Below are 19,828 nucleotides of genomic sequence, written 5' to 3'. Positions count from 1 at the left end.
TTATTTTCCTCCTTTTAAAGCTGTTAGATCCGACTCAGCAATGATTTGATCCATTTCATCAACATAGTATGCTTTTTCTTCTTCGCTCCAACCAAAGTAGTCCGCCATTGCAGCAACTACACCAGCTTTGACCGCATCCAACGTATCTCGCATGAACAAAATATGGTTTGTCCGGCGCAATAAGTAATCCACTGGCGTCAAGACCAATTCTTCATGCAGTGCATAGTTCAACGCAGTGCTTTCTTTTTCGTCTAACCCATCAAATGTTGTTTTATAAGTCAATACTTTAGGCAGATTCGATCCGTAAAGATTGGCTAGATACGCAGCTGCGGCTTCATCAAAACCGGCAGCTTGTGCTTTGGCCGCTAATCGTTCTAGTTCTTCTTCCACACGGGTTGCATCAATCTCGCCACCTGATACAGGATAGCTAGTAGAATCCACTAATTCAAAAGAAGCACCTAGTTCTTCCAACAATCCATTGATCCGTTTGACTGCTCCTTCTGCCATCAAGCGATAATCGGTGATTTTCCCTCCAGCTAAAGTCAACAGCCCATCTTGTGACCGTTCTAAGCTACTGCCACGGGATACTTGCGAAGGATCTACTTTATTGGCTTCGATACGTTTCTCTGCATCTTTAACGGCTTTCTCCACTTGTGGTTTTTGTTGATCGTCTTCTAGATACAATTTAACACTATCTACGATTTGGTCGAAGCTTTCTTTGGTCAACTCACTCTTTGAGCCACCATTATAATCTGACCCGCCATTGGCTGTGATCAATGGTCGTAAACCTGCCCAGCTTGCTTCAATGTCATCGATCGTCACTGCGGCTTCTGGGAAGCGTTCATTAACGATTGCCAATAAATAATCCACATCCTCTTGTGTCACAGTTGGGTGTGCAAAATCTCCGGTGTAATCGGTATCTGTCGTACCAAAGTAGGTTTTGTTTTCTCTTGGCACGACAAAGACCATCCGCCCATCATTTTTTCCAGTATCAAAATAAGTCGGTTGCGGTACTTTTAATTTTTCACGATCCACAACTAAATGGACACCCTTGGTTGGGCGCATTTGTGGTGGTAAATTGTCATTACTATCCAATTGCCGAACAATATCCGACCAAGGGCCAGTTGTGTTGATGACGACTTTCGCATGGACCTCAAAGACTTCTTTCGTCAATTGATCTTCGACTTTTACGCCATTGATCATGCCTTGTTCATCATGAAGAACGCCTACGACTTTGGCTTTGCTGATCATGGCGCCACCATCGGCTTGTGCGCGTTTGATATTTTCAATGACCAAACGCGCATCATTATTGCGAAAATCCAGATACACACCACCGCCAACTAGGTTTTCAGCTTGTAGTTGTGGTTCTCTTTCTAACACTTCTTCTTTGGTCAAAGTATAGTTCTCGTATTTAGATCCAGTCACATTTGCTAAGCGATCATAGAGATCCATTGCGACTTTCACAGAAAACATCGAGAATGTAGCCCCAGGTTCATCATAAATCGGTAAGAGCATTGGATCTGGTTTTGGGATATGCGGCGCAATTTGCTGCACGATCGCCCGTTCTCTGACCGTATCAGCAACCACTTCAACATCAAATGTTTTTAGATAACGAATGCCGCCGTGGACCAATTTGGTTGAGCGAGACGATGTACCTTCGGCGAAATCTTGCATTTCTAGCAAGATCGTCTTCATGCCAGCAGCAGCGGTTTGCACCGCTACCCCAGCACCTGTGATTCCACCACCGATCACCAACACATCATAAGTGGTCTCTTTGGCTTCTTTGATTGCTTGTTGACGTTCTTTGTATGAAAAAGTCATGGCTTACTCGCCTTCTTTCTTCCCTTTGAATTTGAAGGCTTGTGTAGCAGCTACTGCTTGCTTCCATCCTTCATATAGATTTTCACGTTCTTCGCCATCCATTTCTGGTGTAAAGGTTTGTCCTTCTTCAGACATCGCCTTCAACTCATCTAAGTCTTTCCAGAAACCAACTGCTAAACCTGCCAGATATGCTGCACCCAATGCTGTTGTTTCAAGATTTGCTGCTCGTTGCACATCAATATCCAAAATATCAGCTTGGAATTGCATCAGTAGATCATTTTTCGCTGCACCACCATCGACTTTCAGTAATGGAATGTCAATACCGGAATCTTTTTTCATTGTGTCGATTACGTCTTTTGATTGATACGCAACAGCTTGGAGTGTTGCTCGGACAAAGTCTTCTTTAGTGGTACCACGTGTCAATCCAAAGACTGCGCCGCGGGCATCTGAATCCCAATATGGCGCACCCAAACCTGTAAAGGCTGGCACAACATACACTTCATTGTCGCCTTTGGCTTTGGCAGCCAATTCTTCTGATTGCGGAGAAGTCTCGATCATCTTCAGTCCGTCACGCAACCATTGGATGGCAGAACCTGCCACAAAGATACTTCCTTCCAACGCGTAGTAAACTTTGCCGTTGATGCCATAACCAATTGTCGTTAACAAATCATTGTCAGACAGTTGCGGCTCTTCTCCGGTATTCATGACAATAAACGCACCTGTACCGTACGTATTTTTGATCATCCCTTTTTCGAAGGCCATTTGTCCGAATAAAGCAGCTTGTTGGTCCCCCGCCATACCAGCAATTGGTACTTCACTGCCATAGAAGTGATAACTGCGGGTATGTCCATACACTTCTGAATTGCTTTTGACTTCTGGCAACATCGAACTTGGAATATTCAAGATATCCAAGATTTCTTGATCCCATTCTAACTTGTGAATGTTGTACAACATCGTCCGACTCGCATTGGAATAATCGGTCACATGTACTTGGCCGTCTGTGAGTTTCCAGACTAACCATGAATCGATCGTACCAAATAGTAAATCGCCATTGTCAGCTTTTTCTTGCGCACCTTCTACATTGTCTAACAACCAGCGGATCTTCGTTGCTGAGAAGTACGCATCGATCACTAAGCCGGTTTTTTCATGGATCATGTCTTTATGGCCGTCTTCTTTTAATTGATCAGCGATTGGTGATGATTGACGAGATTGCCATACGATGGCATTGGCGATTGGTTGTCCGGTGTTTTTGTCCCATACCACAGTGGTTTCACGCTGGTTGGTGATCCCAATACTGGCAATTGCTTCTGGACGGATACCTGATTCAATAAAGGCGCCTGCGATCACGGATTGCACGGAGTTCCAAATTTCGTTGGCATTGTGCTCTACCCAACCAGATTTAGGAAAATATTGTGGAAATTCTTTTTGAGAGCTGCCCACATTTTTCCCATTGCGGTCAAAGATGATTGCTCTTGAACTTGTTGTCCCTTGATCGATTGCCATTACATAATTTTTTTCTACCATTTTATTCGCTCCCTTAAATTTAATACGTTAATGATAACGTTTTCTTTCTTGCCTTTACTATAACGGAATTTCACCGTTATAACTCGTCAACTTTTTTTTAAATTTAAAAGAAATTGACGAAATCTAAGATTCAAAGCGTTCTCGAATGATTTTTTTGATTTCCCCAATATCATAATTCGTCCCCAATTCGCTGATGCGATAGGTGGGCGTCTGGGTTTGTAAAGGATAATTCGCCAAAATCAAATCATACTCTTTTTCAGCACTATATATTTCAACAACAACGCCGTTGAGATTTTTCAAATAGAGCAACCACATATAATAGACGGCTTCTTTGAAAAGCTCATCCATTTTCAATGCGATCCCCACTCGAAATTCGCGATTGATTTGATAATCGATAATTGTGATAACACTCAGATATTTGATCATGGTCATCACCAGCAAGCTGTTGCTCTCCTTCTGCTGAATCTGCATTTCTTCCGTTGCGAGAGTCAACAGTTTCTCACTGATCTGCTGAATATTACGACTTGATAGCTTGGCTTCAAGTTGCCAAATATTGCCTCGATCAAAGACTTCCACATCCCCTTGAAAAAAATAAATGCGGCTATGAATCTGAGATAAGTGAAAGTAACAGGCAGCCTCTATTTCTCGAGGTACAGGTTTTGGCCGATACAAGTGCAGGATGTTCTCTAAAATCACCGTATCAGTCAGTGCGGTGGGTGTAAACCGCGAACGTTGTAGCATATAACTACGAAAGTCGTGCTCAGAGAAAATGGAAAAGGACAAAAGAAACACAAAATGAAGCATCGCCTCCTCTTCTCGGACTTCAAATGCGTAGTGCCCAAAACTACGAAAAACCAATTCACGTAATTGTTGATAGAGGGGATCTTTCACATAGGGCGTCATTTGGGTCCGTAACTGCTGATAAGATTGTCCAGCTACTTTCAAACGCGCTTTCATGATGTGCAGCCACAACGATAAGCGCTGTTGTGCTTCTTCGGTAAAAGAATAGCGCAGCCCTCTACTGATCAATCCGATATACTTGTCATCGATTGCCAACGGCTGGTTGTTAAAAGAAGCCACATGCCAAAACAATTCAAAATAGAAATACCGAATCTGCGGTTCTTCTCCGGTGATTTTCCCCTGCCAAATCTCCAACCCAAATTCTGCCAGCAAGACATTCAGTTCCTTGATTTTGCGAAACAAGGATGATTCACTGACCGCCAGTTTCTGAGACAAAGGAACCATGGCAGTCTCTTGGTGTTCTAACAAATGGGTCAATATCTGGTATTTGATTGCTTCTTGATAAAAATCGCCCTCAATTTGACTCAACGAAAACGAGGGTGTCATTTCATAAACGAGATAGTTTCCTTCATAGCTCAAACGACAGTGACCTTGATATTTTTTTAACACAAGCATCAATTCTTCCGCATACTTTTCTAATGAAGGTTTACTGATTTTTAGATATTCCGCCATTTCATGGGCCGGTAATTTGCCACCTGCTAGTAATAATTTTTTTAGTAACTGCAATTGTTTGGCTTCTTTTTTTTCTAACAGCTGATCAAGTCTCATCGGCATCACGTCCTACAGGCCAACGAAACGTCTCATCCGTTGCGGGTGAAAATTTAGGTTGGAAGAAAAAATCTTTCTGGGCCAGCTCAGCCATGGTGGCTTTTTTTTCGATGGCAAATGCCAATAAATTGATCTTTTCTAGTATATTGGCTTTTGATAACAATTGCGCACCTAACACACGACCACTTTGGGCTTCGATGGTGAGTTTACCATGGATCGTGGTTGACTCAAAGACAGATACACGCGCCTCAAAATCATGGCAGACGATGTCTTGCTCATAAAAAAAGCGATCTGATTCAGTTAAACCCGTACTGGCTAAATACCAGTCGAATAGCTGTGTGCCAACGGTACGCAGCCCGCCTCTGAAGGGAACTTTTTTTTCTGCTAAGTTTCGTGCAGCCGCAGCACCCGATCGAATCGCATTGTTGACGAGCGGCATATAACTCGTATCATTTGTCACACCGTTGGGGATTTGGATCAAATCTCCCACAGCAAATACATCTCGATAAGAAGTCTCCAAATACTGATCTGTCCAAATCGTTTGATCACTATGCCGTCGAAATGCGGCAAATGCTGGTTGAATACTAGGATGAACATTGACTGTTGTTAACACCAAATCACTTTCGATCACATGTTTGGCTGTTTCAACTTGGAAACCAGTGTCTGTATCGGTCACGGCCAATGTGGGCTCTGACCAATAAAAGGTCAAGTTTTTTTTATCAGTCAGATCATCTAAGAACGGCTGCAAGAAAGTCTGATCAAAATACTTAAACAACGGGTAGTCCATGGATTCGATCACAGACACGCTTTTACCAATGCCTACCATTGTGTTAGCAGCCTCCATACCCGCTTGTCCAGCCCCCACGATGCTGACAGTCCGGGCTTGGGACAGTGCCTCGACAAACCGTTGTGCTGCCGCATATTCTTTGTAAGTAAGCAGTGATTCTTCTGGTTGTGGCAAAATAGTAGAATCTTGACTAGATCCTGCTGCTAAGACCAAGCGATCATAGTTGATCTTTCGTTGATCGGTTTGGAGCAAGTGTTCTTCTGGAATAATGTCATGAACGGTTTCATTCAACGAGACAGTGATGCCTTCTGCGGTTAATTGATCCACAGTACAGAAAAAAGCATCCGCCAATGAAGCAATGCGTCCTTCAATATAAAGCAGCATGCCGCTGGGAATAAATCCAATCTGGGCTTTTTTTTCAATCAATAGGATTTCGGCTTTGGGATATAACCGACGGGCTTCTCGTGCACAACTGATTCCGCCGAAGGAGCCTCCTATAATCACAATCTTCATCTCGATCACCTCTTACTATAAGCTTAAATGAAACGCTCTCATTTGACGAGCATAACGCAACAGATTCTGTTGATTTTCTCCAGCACACTGATATACAACTTTATATGCTACACTATACAAAAAGGGGGTCTTGCATGTTGCTCTTTTACCAAATCGCTTTAGGTTTCCTATTCAGCAGTCTGGTGGCTTGTACCGCATGGTTTCTCCAGTGGCTGACACTTTCCGGTATGATTGCAGCAATCCTTTCTGGGACACTGATCATTACGATTGGGCCATGGTACAGTATTTTTCTTATTGGCTTCTTTTTTGCGAGTTCTGGGGCAATCAGTCTCGGCAAGCGACACAAGCAGCATGCCGTCGAGGACCGTGTCAATAAAGGGCAGCGACGGGATATGGTGCAAGTTTTTGCCAATATTTTCCCTAGTTTGATTGCGCTGGTTTTATATCGCCTACTGCAAGAAGATGTTTATTTATTGGCCTTTGTGGCTGGAATTGCTAGTTGTACGGCGGATACTTGGGGATCGGATCTTGGTGTCCTCAGTCGCAGACCGCCTAGACACCTACTGACAGAAAAAAAAATGGCACCCGGTCTATCCGGCGGTGTGAGCTTTCTTGGTACCGTGGCTTCTTTTGCAGGAAGCATGGCCATTGTTGCTTTGTACGCTGCCAGTTTATGGCTCAGCGGTCGATCACTCCCTCTTCCACAACTGATGCAACTTGCTGCGCTGGGCTTTTTAGGTAGTTTGATAGACAGTTTCTTAGGAGCGACGATTCAAGTACGTTATCAATGTCGCGTCTGTGGTCAGTTGACCGAGAAACGATTACACCATTATCAAGCAACCGCCCGAGTCAGCGGTTGGCCATTTGTCACCAATGAAGGGGTCAATTTCTTGACGACTCTTTTGCTTGTTTTCATCGCTTTCTTGCAATTTAGATAAAAAATGACACCGGCCTGTAATAGTCGGTGTCATTTTTTTGTTTCTATACAATATCTACCAAACGTAGCTTGGTAATATTTTTGTATACCGATAACTCTTCAATCACTTCCGAAAAATGCAACCCTCGAGGCAGATCAATCGTGTAGATGTTTGTATAGATCCGATAATCTTCCATAAATTTCACATCAAAATTGACATCCTCGATATTGATGTTTTTCTCCTGAAAGTATTCCGTCAAAAATTCTTTGGTTTCTGCCCGATGAAAATATTGGATCTCCAATTTTTTGGCTGTAGGCACTTTGATGATTCGTTTAACGATTGTCAACGCAAAGAAAATGCCAATAAAACTACTGATGGCGATTGGATAAAACCCCATGCCGATGGCAATACCAAGGCCAGCAATGGTCCACAGTGAAGCAGCCGTTGTCAAGCCAGTCACCGAGCGTTTGGTGACGATGATTGTGCCTGCGCCTAAGAAACCGACGCCGCTGACTACTTGGGCAATCAAGCGCGCTTCATCTGAACGTATGACGCCAGCCAAGTTAGGATGATTTAATGCATCCCGCATCGCCCCGCTAGCAATCTCCACTTGGATCAATGCGATCACGCATGCCCCCATACAGACCAATATATGGGTTCTCAAGCCAGCCGGTCGGCTTTTATATTGTCTTTCATACCCGATTGCACCGCCCATGACCATAGCCAGCAACAAACGCAAAGCGATTTCAGGTATCGTCAAATGCATATCCACCATGCATATCACTCCCCTTTTTTATCACTATAGCATGCTTCAAATAAAAAGAAAAACCAGACTATCCTCAGTCTGGTTTACAATCGATTATAATTTGCTGGCAGCTGCCTCATCGATAATTACAACAACATCGTTGTGATTTTGCAATACAGAAGCTGGCAATTCATTGGTGATTGGTCCTTCGATCATTTTTTGAATGGCACCTGCTTTGACTTCGCCAAAAGCCATCAAAATGATTTTTTTGCTGCGCATGATTGAACCAATACCCATGGATATCGCTGTGGTCGGTACATCTTCTACTTTATCGAAATAACGTTTGTTGGCATTGATCGTTGATTCAGTCAAATCGACAACTGAAGTGGTACCTTCAAAAGAAGCACCCGGTTCATTAAAGCCAATATGCCCATTTTGACCAATCCCTAGAATTTGGATATCAACAGGATGAGATGCAATCACATCATCATAACGTTGGCATTCTTCTTTCAAGTCACTCGCTTTGCCGTTGGGTACAAAGGTCTCTGCAAATGGTTTTTTGTCAAACAAATGAACATCCATAAAATGGCGATAACTTTGATCATCACTGCCGCCTAAGCCAACATATTCATCCAAGTTCACTGATGTCATGTGTGAAAAATCAATATCACTTGCTGTCATTTCAGCATAAAGCGTTTCTGGGGTACTACCAGTTGCTAAACCTAATACTTTCGCACCTTTTTCCATGCCTTCTTGAATCAACTCAAAAGCTTTCTTTCCGCCTTGGACAGCATCTTTTACGCGAATAATTTCCATAGTCAAGCGCTCCGTTCTTTTTTGGTATAGTCCAATAATACCACGAAATGTTTTTTTTGACAAGAATTAGTCTAGACCAGATGAAACAAAACAAAAAAAGACAAAATCGCCGCAGCAGATTTTGTCTTTTGATCATCAGAACTTTTGCTTACCAGTTGGTATACACATCAATCCCGCTATGGCCGACACCTGTATCGTAGACTTTATAGGCGCCTAAAGAAGATTGACCTGTTGACCCTTTGGCTTGATTGTCGCTTGCTACCACAATATAACCATCCGCATCACGAATCGTCCCATCAGATGCAACATGGCGTCCTGGAATAGTCAATCCGCCCCCTGGCAAGACTTTTTGTGAATAATATGATTCTCTGACACCATTATAGTAATTGATGCCATCTACTGGATTCAACACCCCTGAACCTGCACTTGGCGTGCTAGTTTGTGCTTGGCTGCTTGCAGCAGAAGCTGCGGTTGTGCTTTCAGCAACTGTTTGGTTCTCTGAATTGCTTGTGTCTGCTGAATTGCTCGTTTCTTTACGCTCAACTGTTTGACTATCACTGAAAATCAGTAAAGTTTCACCATCAAAAATCAAATTAGGGTCTTCGATTGAATCATTCAATGCCATAATGTCATCAATCGTGGTTTCGTAACTTGCTGCCAAGCTAGATAACGTATCACCTGGTTCAACAACGTGGGTTTGTTCGTCCGCTAAGGCAACTGAACCGCCTGCGAATAAACCGAATCCTGCAACAAGTGTAAATGCAAATTTTTTCAAATGAAAAAACCTCTCTTTTGTTTATTTGTCCCTCTGTCGGGCACAATTAACAGAATAACATTACAATGTTGCACGGGTATTTCATTTCGATTGAAGAATATCACAATTCTTCGACAGAAAATGACAGCCATTTTGTTCATAAAAGTAGAACTTACATTTTTGTTATCTGATTCGATGCTTTTTTTTAGACAGTTTATGCTATATTAATCCCAGAAAAGAAAGGAACGATAGACATGAAAAAGATACTTATTGCACTTGGTATTTTGATTATTGCTGCGGGAGGCTACTTTGGTCACACCTACTATGCAGACAACTATCAAACCGTCACGGCCTATGCTTTAACACCAGCCAAAGTACCAGTGGAACACCAAACAGTTGATCAATCAGGCAAGGAAATCGAAGGGTATACCTCTTATGATTACACGTTTGAATTTGTCAAAAAAAATGGTGAAAAAGAAATGATGACTTATGAACTTTCAGGTGAACACGTCACCCCTTATGCACCAAACACATTGATCAAAGCAGAAATCAGCAAGACAAGAATCGTGTCTGGTCCCAATGAAATCAAACAATCTGAAGTACCAGCCTCGATTTTGGCAGAACTGGAATAATGTATGCCACACATTTGTTACAGGCATTTAAATAAATCTTTACTTTTTTTAAGGTTTATTTAGCGTCCTCACGCTATATTTATTGCATACCAAAGATAGTTTTCTTCCTCTTACCAGTCTCCGCCCGACTGGTATTTTTTTTTGCCAAAAATTACCTTATATCAGTAAGCAAAAAACGAAGTTGATCAAACTTGTTGATCGACTTCGTTTTTGATTAATTTGTTTCGTCAAAGGCTGTATCTAAATCTTCGATCATCGACGAACTAACCAAGTAAACTGATTCGTTGCCTTTTACTTGGATATAGGTGGTTGTATCTTCTTCATCGTTACTTCCCGCATAAAAGACAAAGGTTGTTTCTTTATCGTCATCGTCTGTGTAAGTCAACGTATAGGTTTTACGTGAATCTTTCGTTAAACCATATGTCTTTAATTCATCCTCAGTGGGTTGCGCGGTTTGTGTACTATAGATCATCGATGAGGCAATTGCTGTCATTGCATCTTCAAAGGGTGATGTGGTTTCTTCTGTGCTGGATTCAGTACTTTCTTCGATATCACTTTCCTCTGTCGATTCAGATTCTTCTGTAGCTGAAGCAGCCGTGTCAGGTGTCAAACTGATTGTTTCATCATCTAGTGAGCGAGTCAGCGTCACTGTATTATCTGTTGTCAAACCTGGGAGAGAAGGAATCTCGACCAACTCGTTTAAATCAAACACCAAATTGGTCACGACAGATGCATCAAGAACATAGATAGTCTCACTAGTGTCTGTTTTCCCATAGTAATAGGCATCACTCGAGAAAGAATCGCCTATCAGAATATCCGTTGTCTCGCCGTCACTAGATGTGATCGATAACGTATAAGCTGGATCATCCAGACCATAGTCAGACAAATCATCTGTATCCCCCGTTAATTCTCTGGAGGCCGCCAATTGTGCAAAGGACGCTGCTACCGATTGCAACGTGGTTTGGTTGATTTGCAACGCATCGTCCTCATGATACGTCCAAACCGTATCCGCGAAGTCAAAAGCAAGTGTCTCGGTCCCATTCGTGTAGCTCAATGCGGACAACGTCTCTTCATTTGTCACATAGATCACTGCCGCTTCTTCAGCAGCAGTTTCGGCAGCAGTCGTTTGTGTATTATAGGCTTTGAGGCCCCAATAAGCCGCAATCAAAAGCAGGAAAACACCGCCCAGCAGTACATAAGTTTTCTTCATAGCAAGTCCCTCCTACGCTCTTCTGCGACGGAACCAAATCACAAACCCTGTGACCAATACCGCTAGCGGAATGATCAGGATAAACAGCACACTATAACCGCCTGGATTGGTCACGGTGTTCATATTTGAAGAAAGTGTTTTGGCTTCGATCGAGATATTTTCAACATCATCAAAGTTAGCAGTGATCATGTTCATGAAGACGGTATTGTTTTCCAATGTTGAAAACGCACTGGTCACATCTTCTGCAACTAAGTTGGTAGAGCTTAAAATAGTCAATTTGCCTTCAACAGCCGCGGATTCCTCATCTGTATCAGATGCTTGTGTGTCACTGCTGGTTGTTTCACTATCAGATGTGTTCTCGTCATCCTCGTCAGTGTTGATGGTTTGCGTCACGACCGCACCTAAGGTATAGGTTCCTTGCGTTTGTTCATCATCCGTCACATTATAGCCATTTTCACTCGTTTGTAATAGTGGTGTGACAGTTGCATTCTCAATCGTAGGATCCTCTTGTGTGAAGCCTTTGGTATTGATCAGCAAAACGGTTTGACTGGAAAGATTATCCAAATAAACATCGGTTCCTGTCATGTTTGGAATCAAGTAGTAGCTCTGTCCTTGATACGAGCGTTCAGCATCTGCAATATAGCCAGACGTTTCTGCTAATCCATAAGCTTTCATAAAAGCGGACAAATTCGGTGTATCCGCATCTTCAGCGCTCAAGACTACCATCACTTTGCCACCAGCGGCAATGTATGTTTCAAGATTGGTGATTTCATCTTCTGTAAAGTCCGTCGTTGGTCCGTAGATCAACAACAAATCCATATCATTTGGCATTTCTGCCGTTGTTACTGTATTTAATTCAGCAGTTGTATAATTTGCCTTATCAAATAAGGTAGTGATACTACTGACAAGGGTTTCTTCTCCATGGCCGGCAGATAGATAAATTGTATGCTCATTTTGTTTGGTCAATCGATTGACCGCACTTGTCAATTGACCATCGCCATCAAATGTAGTGACCGTGTTATAAGAACTATCATAGCCAGTAGACACGATACTGCTGAAAGAAATGACCTCATAGTCTTCTGTGCTTTCATTTTCGACAACGACACTATTTTCTTCGGCACTATAATCAGTCAAAACAGAAGGATGCAATACTGGATCAATCCATTCAATCGACAGATGACTACTAGTAGCAGCATATTTTTCTAGAAATGATTTTATAGCAGTATCGGTAGTGGTTTGATCGGCAAATACCTTCAATACTATCGTATCGTCTAACCCATCTAATAAATCTTTCGATGTTTGCGACACTTCCGTCACTTGTTCTTCACTTAAATCAATGGTATTGATTGTCTGCGGCAATTGTCCAACGATCAAATTTACCACCACCACAATCGCCAAAACCAATAGTGTGACGCCACTGCGAGAAGCGCCTTGACGTGCATTGGTGGTTTGTAAAGATTGATGCATGCTTGACCAAGATGAAGTTGGCCGTGTCTTCAATCTGTTGCTGATTTTTTTTAATGTATCCTTCATTTGTCAGTCCTCCTAGCTCCAGCGTCTTTTTTGCATCACTTGCAACGTTAAAAAATTGAACACAACGATCAGCGAGAGCAAAAGAACCAAGCTAGATAATGTGAGTACATAACTGTCAGAAATATTGCTGAGTATCGAAGGAATATCAAAGTCAGCAAGTTTCGTAGGCAACAAACGTTCAAACCAAGTCGATTTCAACCAATAAGAGAGGAGTAATCCCACCGTACCAACAAGACCGACTGTCAAAGTTATCGCCATCGTCTGCATATAGGCATGCAAAATCAAGCATACGATCACCAATATGACCAGTAACATCACGACATTTGCTCCTGCCCCTGAAGGCAGCAATGACACCAAGTGGCTCCAGAAATAAATCAGCAATAAGGCTGCCATCGTGCCAATTGCTGCAATGATTTGGCTTTCTGTCAACGCTGAAATAAACATCCCAACGGCGATATAGACACAGCCAATCAAGAAAAAAACGAAGATGGCGATATAGTCGATTTTCAGATGCGCATCTCCTTGCAGCTTGATGATCAAGGGACATAGACAAAAGACCAAACAAGCCATTGCTAAGATGCTGATCATCGCCAAATATTTCCCAATCACTACTGCGCTCAGCTTCAACGGCGAAGTCAAAAGCAGTTGGTCGGTTTTGCTTTTGCGTTCTTCCGATAATGACCGCATCGTCAAAATCGGCACAGCCAGAATCATCATCAAAAGACCTGAACTCAATGCATAAGCAAAGAAATTATAGCCGTAGTTTAAGTTATACGTGACAAAATAAACACCCACAAAGCCAATCAAAAATGCAAGAAAAAAACTGCCGACCATATTTTGAAAGTAGGCACGGTATTCACGTTTATATACTGCAATCATTGTAGTTCCTCCTTCTCTTGCGGCGTTTCCTCATCTAGCTGCGGTTGATTCATCAAATCTAAAAAGACGGATTCAAGACTGCTGCTGACGGCATTCATTTGCAAGATCGCCAAATCTGCTTGGGCAAAAGCTTTGAACAGCGCACGACGAAAGTCGGCAGTATATTCGCTTTCAATCATGACCCGACAGAATCCATCTTCTTGAAGTGCCAATTGATAGGTATCAATTGCAGGCATTTCCGCCAAAACAGCTGCTGTTTGCGCTTCTGTGCCCTCAATGATCAATTCTACTGTTTGAGAAGATGCCACACGGGCCATCATTTGCATCGTTGATTCACTGGCAATCAATTTGCCTTTTTGGATAATCAAAATATGATCACAGACCTCTTGCACTTCTGCTAAAATATGGGAGCTCAAAATAACGGTATGCTCTTTAGCCAGATCGCGAATCAATTGGCGGATCTCAATGATTTGTTGCGGATCTAACCCTACAGTTGGTTCATCTAAAATGATGATTGCTGGCCAACCAACCAATGCTTGCGCTAAGCCAACCCGTTGCCGATAGCCTTTTGAAAGATTTCGAATCAAACGGTGACGTACCTCTTGCAATTTGACACGATCTAATAGCTCTTCCATATGTTTTTTTTGGCGTTCTTTTGCAATTTGTTTGATTTGCATCACAAAAGAAAGGTATTCTTCCACAGTCATTTCCGTGTAGAGTGGCGGAATTTCTGGTAAATACCCAATCCGTTTTTTGGTTTCCTCTGGTTCTAGCAACACATCTTTTCCTTCCACTAGCACAGTGCCCGATGTTGCCCCGATATAACCGGTAATAATGTTCATCGTTGTACTTTTCCCAGCACCATTCGCCCCCAATAACCCATACACTTTTCCCTTTTCTATGGTAAAGTTCAGGTGATCCAAGGCGACATGATTGCCATACTGTTTGACCAGATCTTTGACTTCGATCAATTTGCTCACTCCGTTTCTATCGAAAAAATACACAGTTTATCATTACAATAATAATGGCAAATATGAAGATAAACGTTGTGATTTAGGGTACCAAGCGAAGCTTAAATGAAGTTTAAAGTAACATTGATCTGTTTTAGTACAGCAAAAAAACACCGTTAGATTGGTTATCTCTAACGGTGTTTTCCTTCTGGCTATCGCTTAGTAAAGTTCCAAATATTGTTCTCTTTCCCACTCAGATACAGTTTGTCTGAATGATGCCCACTCTAAACGTTTTGCTTCAACGAAGTTGGCATAAATATGTTTGCCTAACGCATCGATCATCACTGGATCTTTGCGTAATTCTTTGATAGCATTGTGGATCGTTGATGGCAAATCATCAATTTGCGCTTCCGCACGTTCTTCTTCGTTCATAATATAGATATTGCGGTCAACAGCTGGTGGTGGCGTCAATTCACGTTTGATCCCATCAAGGCCTGCTTGCAGCAATACGGCCATTGCCAAGTATGGGTTTGCTGATGGATCAACTGACCGTAATTCTAACCGTGTTGATAAGCCACGAGATTCAGGTACCCGAATCAATGGTGAACGGTTGCGTCCTGACCAAGCCACATAGACCGGTGCTTCATATCCAGGAACCAGACGTTTGTAAGAGTTGACGGTTGGGTTGCAGACAGCTGTGTATGCGCGGGCATGTTCAATCAAACCTGCCAAGAAATGATACGCTGTTTCGCTTAATTGCATTGGACCTTCCTCATCAAAGAAGACATTTTCATTGCCTTTGAATAAAGACATGTTGCAGTGCATACCTGATCCATTGATACCAAATAATGGTTTTGGCATAAATGTCGCATGTAGACCATGTTTGCGGGCAATCGTTTTTACTACTAATTTAAATGTTTGGATATTGTCGCAAGCTTCCACTGCATCGGCATATTTAAAGTCGATTTCATGTTGTCCTGGGGCTACTTCATGGTGAGACGCTTCTACTTCAAAGCCCAGACTTTCTAATTCTAGAACAATATCACGACGGCAGTTTTCACCTAAGTCAGTAGGGGCAAAATCGAAATAGCCACCTTTATCATTCAGCTCAGTTGTGATTTCACCTTTTTCATCTAATTTAAACAAGAAGAATTCAGGTTCTGGTCCAAGGTTGAAAGAAGTGAATCCCAAAGATTCCATATCTGATAACGCACGTTTCAAGTTGCCGCGAGGATCTCCGGCAAACGGTGTACCATCTGGATTATAGATATCACAAATCAAACGCGCTACTTTTCCGTGCTCACTTTCCCATGGGAAAACCATCCAAGTAGATAGATCTGGATACAAGTACATATCACTTTCTTCGATCCGTACAAACCCTTCGATTGACGAACCATCAAACATCATTTTGTTTTCAAGCACTTTATCTAATTGGCTTACTGGTACTTCTACGTTTTTGTTGCTTCCTAAAATATCGGTAAACATCAAACGTAAGAAACGCACGTTTTCATCTTTCACGATTTGTTTGATATCTTCGGCAGTTCTTTCAATTTTTGGCATAGTATCCCTTCCTTTTTCCCATTCTTGATTTTATTTTTTTCAACATCGATCTACATACGCGGACCTTTTTGTTGGTAGGGCTGTTGTTGATGCAAACCACCTTGTGCCAGCAATTCGTCATAGAAAATGCGGCGAACATCTTCATCAGTTAGTGGCGGTTTGTTCTTTGCTTCTTTTTCTTTGGCAACTTTCATTTCATACACACGCTTGATACCAGCCATGTTCAATCCATCAGAAAGATAGTCTTTGATTTCCAATAAGGTATCAATATCATTCAATGAATACATACGGCGATTGCCATCGCTTCGTTCTGGATGAATCAATTCTTGTTCTTCATAATAGCGAATTTGTCGCGCGGTTAAATCAGTCAACTTCATGACAGTTCCGATTGGAAAGACAGACATCGACCGCCGCAATTCTTTTTCCCGCATAGCTTGGCTCCTTTCAGGTACAAATGGTGTTGCTTGACTTCATGGAAACTATACCAATTCTCAAAACGTCTGTCAACCCCTCATGTGAGGAAAAGTGACATAGAAATAAATTATTTTTTCAGAATATTCAATAAAAGCCTTTTCATTGTCAATTTGGGTACAAAAAAAGCCATGCATTTGATGCATAGCTCTTAAGCGTGTCTGTCACTGTTCGTCTTTTTCCATCCGACGAATCGGAGAAGAATCTGCCAAAGCAAACCCTTTGATGTGGTATGTTCGACTTTCTTCATCAAACGTATTCGTCAATACCAATGATTCTCTTTTGAGTCGATTCAACGCTTTGCCCTCATTTGCCTGCAAGACCAAATGATAGGGTTGCAACAACTGCATCAACTCCATCTTTATGGCCTGACTCAAGCGTTCTTTGCCTTTGGTACTTTTTGCAGAAATCAACACATGTGGGAACAGCGTTGGGACGAATTGATCTTCATCGATTTGATCGGCTTTATTGTAGACAGTCAAAACCGGCATATTCGTAAGTGCCAGTTCCTCCATCAAACGCAGCACCGTTTGTTCTTGCTGGATCCGTTCTGGTGAACTCGCATCCACGACATGCAGCAAGAAATCCATATTACGGCTTTCTTCCAATGTGGAATGAAAGGCATCAATCAATTGTGTCGGTAAATCTTGTATAAACCCAACGGTATCGGTCATGGTCACTTCCAAGCCTTCTGGCAAGCGCCAGCGTTTGGTCAAAGGGTCCAATGTGGCAAACAACTGATCTTGTTCATACGTATCTGCACTGGTCAACATGTTTAAAATCGTTGACTTGCCAGCATTTGTGTAACCAATCAATCCAATTTGAAAGATCTGACTATCCTTGCGCTTTTGTCTTGTACGGTCGCGATGGGCTGCGACTTCTTTCAAGTCTCGTTTAATATTGGTGATTCGATTGCGTATGTGTCGACGATCAGTTTCTAACTTGGTTTCCCCAGGTCCTCGGGTCCCAATCCCACCACCTAGCCGAGACATATTTTTCCCTTGTCCGATCAATCGTGGCAGCAGGTAGTTCAGTTGCGCCAACTCGACTTGCATTTTCCCTTCGCTGGAGCGTGCACGCATCGCAAAAATATCTAAAATCAACTGTACACGATCAATGACCGGGACAGCTAAGGCATCTCCTAAAATTTGGCTCTGACGTGGTGTCAGTTCATGATTGAAGATCACCAACTCCGCTTCATGAGCTTCTGCCAATTGTTGTAATTCAGTTACTTTTCCTTTGCCGATAACCGTTTGGCGATCCGGTTGCGGCCGTTTTTGGACCATGGAGAAAACAACTTCCCCATTGGCTGTCTTGGTCAGATTCTTCAACTCTTTCATTGAGGATTCAAACTGCTGATAGTTTTTTTCGGTTTCTACACCAACTAAAATCACACGTTCACTCATTGCTTCTCCTCCAACCATTGATCGATTTCTACCATGATTTGTTTCTGCGGATTAGGTTCTTGTACTAAATCTACCCAACGCGGGGTCAGACGATTGGAAAACCAAGTCAATTGACGCTTTGCATAGCGTCGCGAATTTTGCTTGATTTGTTCGATCGTTTCTTCTAAAGACTGGCGCCCTTCGATATATGGCAGAAATTCTTTATAACCGATCCCCTTGGCAGCTTGTGTATCAGGATCACGCAGCACGTTTTTTGCTTCCTCAAGCAAACCCATATCCATCATTTGATCGACCCGTTGATTGATGCGTTGATACAGCAGACCGCGATCAGTGGTTAAGCCAATCATAAAATAATCATACAAGGCCGCTGGCACCTCTTTTGGGGTTATGATACTCTGTCCAGTAGTTTCAAAGACTTCCAATGCCCGAATCACTTTTCGCACATTATTATAATGGATTTTTGCTGCTGCAGCTGGATCGATTTGCTGCAGTTTTTGCCACAATGCTTCTTTTCCTAGTTCCTCAGCTTGTGCTTGATAATCATTACGCAGGGTGTCGTCAACTTCTTCCGCAGCCCCCAATCGATAGTCGTACAGCAAGGCTTGGATGTATAATCCTGTACCACCTACAATGATCGGCAAATGCCCCCTACCTGTGATTTCAGCGATTTTTTCCCGAGCCATTTCTTGGAACATGGCCACTGAGTATTGTTCCGTCATTTCACGAATATCGATCAAATGATGCGGTGCTGCAGCCAGCTCTTCCTTTGTGGCTTTGGCGGTGCCGATATCTAACTGGCGATAAATTTGCATGGAATCACCACTGATGATTTCACCATGATAGTGTTTGGCTAGTTCAAGACTGAGGGCTGTCTTGCCGACAGCAGTTGGGCCGACGATCACGAGTACTTTCTTCATTGGTTTTGCTCCTCGCGAAAGGCTTGCAGTACGCTTCCGGCTTTCTCTGGAAAGTCAGTAATGATGCCGGTCACACCCAATTGCAAACAATCCAGCATGATCGCCTCTTCATTAATAGTCCAAGGGCGTAGGGAGATTGGAAATGCTGCCGCTGTCTCGGTATTGGCTTCAATCCAGCCATACGCTGGGTGCAATCCTTCAATATAAGGTCTGCTTAGTGCCAAGGCAGGCTTATCTGCGGCTTTGCCCATAATAAAATTCAGTTTTGCCTCAGGATCAATCGTATGGATTCGGTCCAATGAATCAATATTGAAGGAACAATACCAATGAACAAAGGGCCATGCTTGACTGTGCAGTAACGCTGCCGTCTTCTCCTCGATCCCTGGGTAATCATAATGATCGGTTTTCAGCTCAATAGTCAAGATCCCTCGATAGTTTCTTGCGGCTAAAAGAGCGAGTACCTCTTTTAGTGTGGGTACCTTTGCCGCTTTGTATTCGTCAGAAAACCAGCTGCCGGCATTCAATTCCTTTAGTTGCGGAACTGTCAAATCACAAATACGGCCTTTGCCATTTGTTGTGCGATCCACGGTTTCGTCATGCATCACGATCAGTTGTTCATCTTTTGAAAGATGGACATCCAATTCAATAATATCTGCTTTGACACGGACAGCTTCGGCAAAAGCAGGCAATGTATTTTCCGGTCGATTGCCGCTGCTCCCACGATGTGCCACGATTTGTACCATACACGTTTCACTCCATTCTTTGTTCTTATTCTAACACGGAACGTCTCAGAACCAAATATCTCTATTGCTTTTGCGCCTGTA

18 protein-coding genes are annotated in these 19,828 nt (G+C 42.6%); 2 read left to right on the top strand and 16 right to left on the bottom strand.

The window, feature by feature from the left end; translation table 11 throughout:
* From glpO to A5886_RS03270, 4 genes are all read right to left on the bottom strand, one after another.
* Entirely contained in the window at positions 1–1,821 is a 1,821-nt protein-coding gene (gene glpO / locus A5886_RS03285) for a type 1 glycerol-3-phosphate oxidase (protein WP_086273622.1), read from the bottom strand.
* A gap of 3 nt (positions 1,822–1,824) precedes the next feature.
* Positions 1,825–3,345, bottom strand: coding sequence for a glycerol kinase GlpK (glpK, locus tag A5886_RS03280; protein ID WP_086273621.1), 1,521 nt, complete (start codon positions 3,343–3,345; stop codon positions 1,825–1,827).
* A gap of 123 nt (positions 3,346–3,468) precedes the next feature.
* On the bottom strand, positions 3,469–4,914 hold the full coding sequence (locus A5886_RS03275) for a helix-turn-helix domain-containing protein (RefSeq protein ID WP_086273620.1): 1,446 nt from the start codon (positions 4,912–4,914) through the stop codon (positions 3,469–3,471).
* Positions 4,904–6,214, bottom strand: a complete 1,311-nt coding sequence (locus tag A5886_RS03270) for an NAD(P)/FAD-dependent oxidoreductase (RefSeq protein WP_086273619.1) — start codon at positions 6,212–6,214, stop codon at positions 4,904–4,906. Before A5886_RS03270 ends, A5886_RS03275 begins: the two co-directional genes overlap by 11 nt.
* Before the next feature lie 134 nt (positions 6,215–6,348).
* On the opposite strand from A5886_RS03270, the gene A5886_RS03265 reads away from it, so the two are divergent.
* Positions 6,349–7,152, top strand: coding sequence for a DUF92 domain-containing protein (locus A5886_RS03265; protein WP_086273618.1), 804 nt, complete (start codon positions 6,349–6,351; stop codon positions 7,150–7,152).
* A gap of 43 nt (positions 7,153–7,195) precedes the next feature.
* Here the strand turns inward: A5886_RS03265 and A5886_RS03260 are convergent, their stop codons facing one another.
* From A5886_RS03260 to A5886_RS03250, 3 genes are all read right to left on the bottom strand, one after another.
* A complete protein-coding gene (locus A5886_RS03260; RefSeq protein WP_086273617.1) occupies positions 7,196–7,906 on the bottom strand; it encodes an MgtC/SapB family protein in 711 nt (236 codons plus the stop codon).
* A gap of 84 nt (positions 7,907–7,990) precedes the next feature.
* Positions 7,991–8,692, bottom strand: a complete 702-nt coding sequence (nagB, locus tag A5886_RS03255; protein ID WP_086273616.1) for a glucosamine-6-phosphate deaminase — start codon at positions 8,690–8,692, stop codon at positions 7,991–7,993.
* A 148-nt stretch (positions 8,693–8,840) separates the two neighbouring features.
* Complete coding sequence (locus A5886_RS03250) at positions 8,841–9,467, bottom strand: LysM peptidoglycan-binding domain-containing protein (protein ID WP_086273615.1); 627 nt, start codon at positions 9,465–9,467, stop codon at positions 8,841–8,843.
* A gap of 233 nt (positions 9,468–9,700) precedes the next feature.
* Between A5886_RS03250 and A5886_RS03240 the strand changes: the two genes are divergently transcribed.
* Positions 9,701–10,078, top strand: coding sequence for a DUF1093 domain-containing protein (locus A5886_RS03240; RefSeq protein ID WP_086273613.1), 378 nt, complete (start codon positions 9,701–9,703; stop codon positions 10,076–10,078).
* A gap of 214 nt (positions 10,079–10,292) precedes the next feature.
* Here the strand turns inward: A5886_RS03240 and A5886_RS03235 are convergent, their stop codons facing one another.
* From A5886_RS03235 to A5886_RS03195, 9 genes are all read right to left on the bottom strand, one after another.
* The gene (locus A5886_RS03235; RefSeq protein WP_086273612.1) at positions 10,293–11,288 is read right to left on the bottom strand and encodes a DUF4340 domain-containing protein; all 996 of its coding nucleotides are present in this window, start codon (positions 11,286–11,288) and stop codon (positions 10,293–10,295) included.
* A 12-nt stretch (positions 11,289–11,300) separates the two neighbouring features.
* The gene (locus A5886_RS03230; protein WP_086273611.1) at positions 11,301–12,821 is read right to left on the bottom strand and encodes a GldG family protein; all 1,521 of its coding nucleotides are present in this window, start codon (positions 12,819–12,821) and stop codon (positions 11,301–11,303) included.
* Between the two features lie 12 nt (positions 12,822–12,833).
* Positions 12,834–13,700 carry an ABC transporter permease gene (locus A5886_RS03225; protein WP_086273610.1) on the bottom strand — a complete coding sequence of 289 codons (867 nt, stop codon included), beginning with the start codon at positions 13,698–13,700 and terminating at the stop codon, positions 12,834–12,836.
* Positions 13,697–14,671: an ABC transporter ATP-binding protein gene (locus A5886_RS03220; RefSeq protein ID WP_086273609.1), complete on the bottom strand. Its 975-nt coding sequence runs from the start codon at positions 14,669–14,671 to the stop codon at positions 13,697–13,699. Before A5886_RS03220 ends, A5886_RS03225 begins: the two co-directional genes overlap by 4 nt.
* A gap of 198 nt (positions 14,672–14,869) precedes the next feature.
* On the bottom strand, positions 14,870–16,210 hold the full coding sequence (gene glnA, locus A5886_RS03215; protein ID WP_086273608.1) for a type I glutamate--ammonia ligase: 1,341 nt from the start codon (positions 16,208–16,210) through the stop codon (positions 14,870–14,872).
* Between the two features lie 50 nt (positions 16,211–16,260).
* Complete coding sequence (locus A5886_RS03210; protein ID WP_054117154.1) at positions 16,261–16,641, bottom strand: MerR family transcriptional regulator; 381 nt, start codon at positions 16,639–16,641, stop codon at positions 16,261–16,263.
* A gap of 204 nt (positions 16,642–16,845) precedes the next feature.
* Positions 16,846–18,087: a GTPase HflX gene (gene hflX, locus A5886_RS03205; protein ID WP_306297891.1), complete on the bottom strand. Its 1,242-nt coding sequence runs from the start codon at positions 18,085–18,087 to the stop codon at positions 16,846–16,848.
* Positions 18,084–19,004: a tRNA (adenosine(37)-N6)-dimethylallyltransferase MiaA gene (miaA, locus tag A5886_RS03200; RefSeq protein WP_086273606.1), complete on the bottom strand. Its 921-nt coding sequence runs from the start codon at positions 19,002–19,004 to the stop codon at positions 18,084–18,086. The genes hflX and miaA overlap by 4 nt, the downstream gene beginning before the upstream one ends.
* Entirely contained in the window at positions 19,001–19,747 is a 747-nt protein-coding gene (locus A5886_RS03195) for a glycerophosphodiester phosphodiesterase (protein ID WP_086273605.1), read from the bottom strand. Before A5886_RS03195 ends, miaA begins: the two co-directional genes overlap by 4 nt.
* Positions 19,748–19,828 lie beyond the last annotated feature (81 nt).

Source organism: Candidatus Enterococcus testudinis, from assembly GCF_002140915.1.
Taxonomy (GTDB): Bacteria; Bacillota; Bacilli; order Lactobacillales; family Enterococcaceae; genus Enterococcus_D; species Enterococcus_D testudinis.
Note: the sequence above shows the minus strand (reverse complement) of the source record. Positions and strands in the feature narration are given on the sequence as shown.

Coding starts and splice junctions, on each gene's coding strand:
- glpO (WP_086273622.1), bottom strand. CDS start 1,821: ATGACTTTTTCATACAAAGAACGTCAACAAGCAATCAAAGAAGCCAAA.
- glpK (WP_086273621.1), bottom strand. CDS start 3,345: ATGGTAGAAAAAAATTATGTAATGGCAATCGATCAAGGGACAACAAGT.
- A5886_RS03275 (WP_086273620.1), bottom strand. CDS start 4,914: ATGAGACTTGATCAGCTGTTAGAAAAAAAAGAAGCCAAACAATTGCAG.
- A5886_RS03270 (WP_086273619.1), bottom strand. CDS start 6,214: ATGAAGATTGTGATTATAGGAGGCTCCTTCGGCGGAATCAGTTGTGCA.
- A5886_RS03265 (WP_086273618.1), top strand. CDS start 6,349: ATGTTGCTCTTTTACCAAATCGCTTTAGGTTTCCTATTCAGCAGTCTG.
- A5886_RS03260 (WP_086273617.1), bottom strand. CDS start 7,906: ATGGTGGATATGCATTTGACGATACCTGAAATCGCTTTGCGTTTGTTG.
- nagB (WP_086273616.1), bottom strand. CDS start 8,692: ATGGAAATTATTCGCGTAAAAGATGCTGTCCAAGGCGGAAAGAAAGCT.
- A5886_RS03240 (WP_086273613.1), top strand. CDS start 9,701: ATGAAAAAGATACTTATTGCACTTGGTATTTTGATTATTGCTGCGGGA.
- A5886_RS03235 (WP_086273612.1), bottom strand. CDS start 11,288: ATGAAGAAAACTTATGTACTGCTGGGCGGTGTTTTCCTGCTTTTGATT.
- A5886_RS03230 (WP_086273611.1), bottom strand. CDS start 12,821: ATGAAGGATACATTAAAAAAAATCAGCAACAGATTGAAGACACGGCCA.
- A5886_RS03225 (WP_086273610.1), bottom strand. CDS start 13,700: ATGATTGCAGTATATAAACGTGAATACCGTGCCTACTTTCAAAATATG.
- glnA (WP_086273608.1), bottom strand. CDS start 16,210: ATGCCAAAAATTGAAAGAACTGCCGAAGATATCAAACAAATCGTGAAA.
- A5886_RS03210 (WP_054117154.1), bottom strand. CDS start 16,641: ATGCGGGAAAAAGAATTGCGGCGGTCGATGTCTGTCTTTCCAATCGGA.
- hflX (WP_306297891.1), bottom strand. CDS start 18,087: ATGAGTGAACGTGTGATTTTAGTTGGTGTAGAAACCGAAAAAAACTAT.
- miaA (WP_086273606.1), bottom strand. CDS start 19,004: ATGAAGAAAGTACTCGTGATCGTCGGCCCAACTGCTGTCGGCAAGACA.
- A5886_RS03195 (WP_086273605.1), bottom strand. CDS start 19,747: ATGGTACAAATCGTGGCACATCGTGGGAGCAGCGGCAATCGACCGGAA.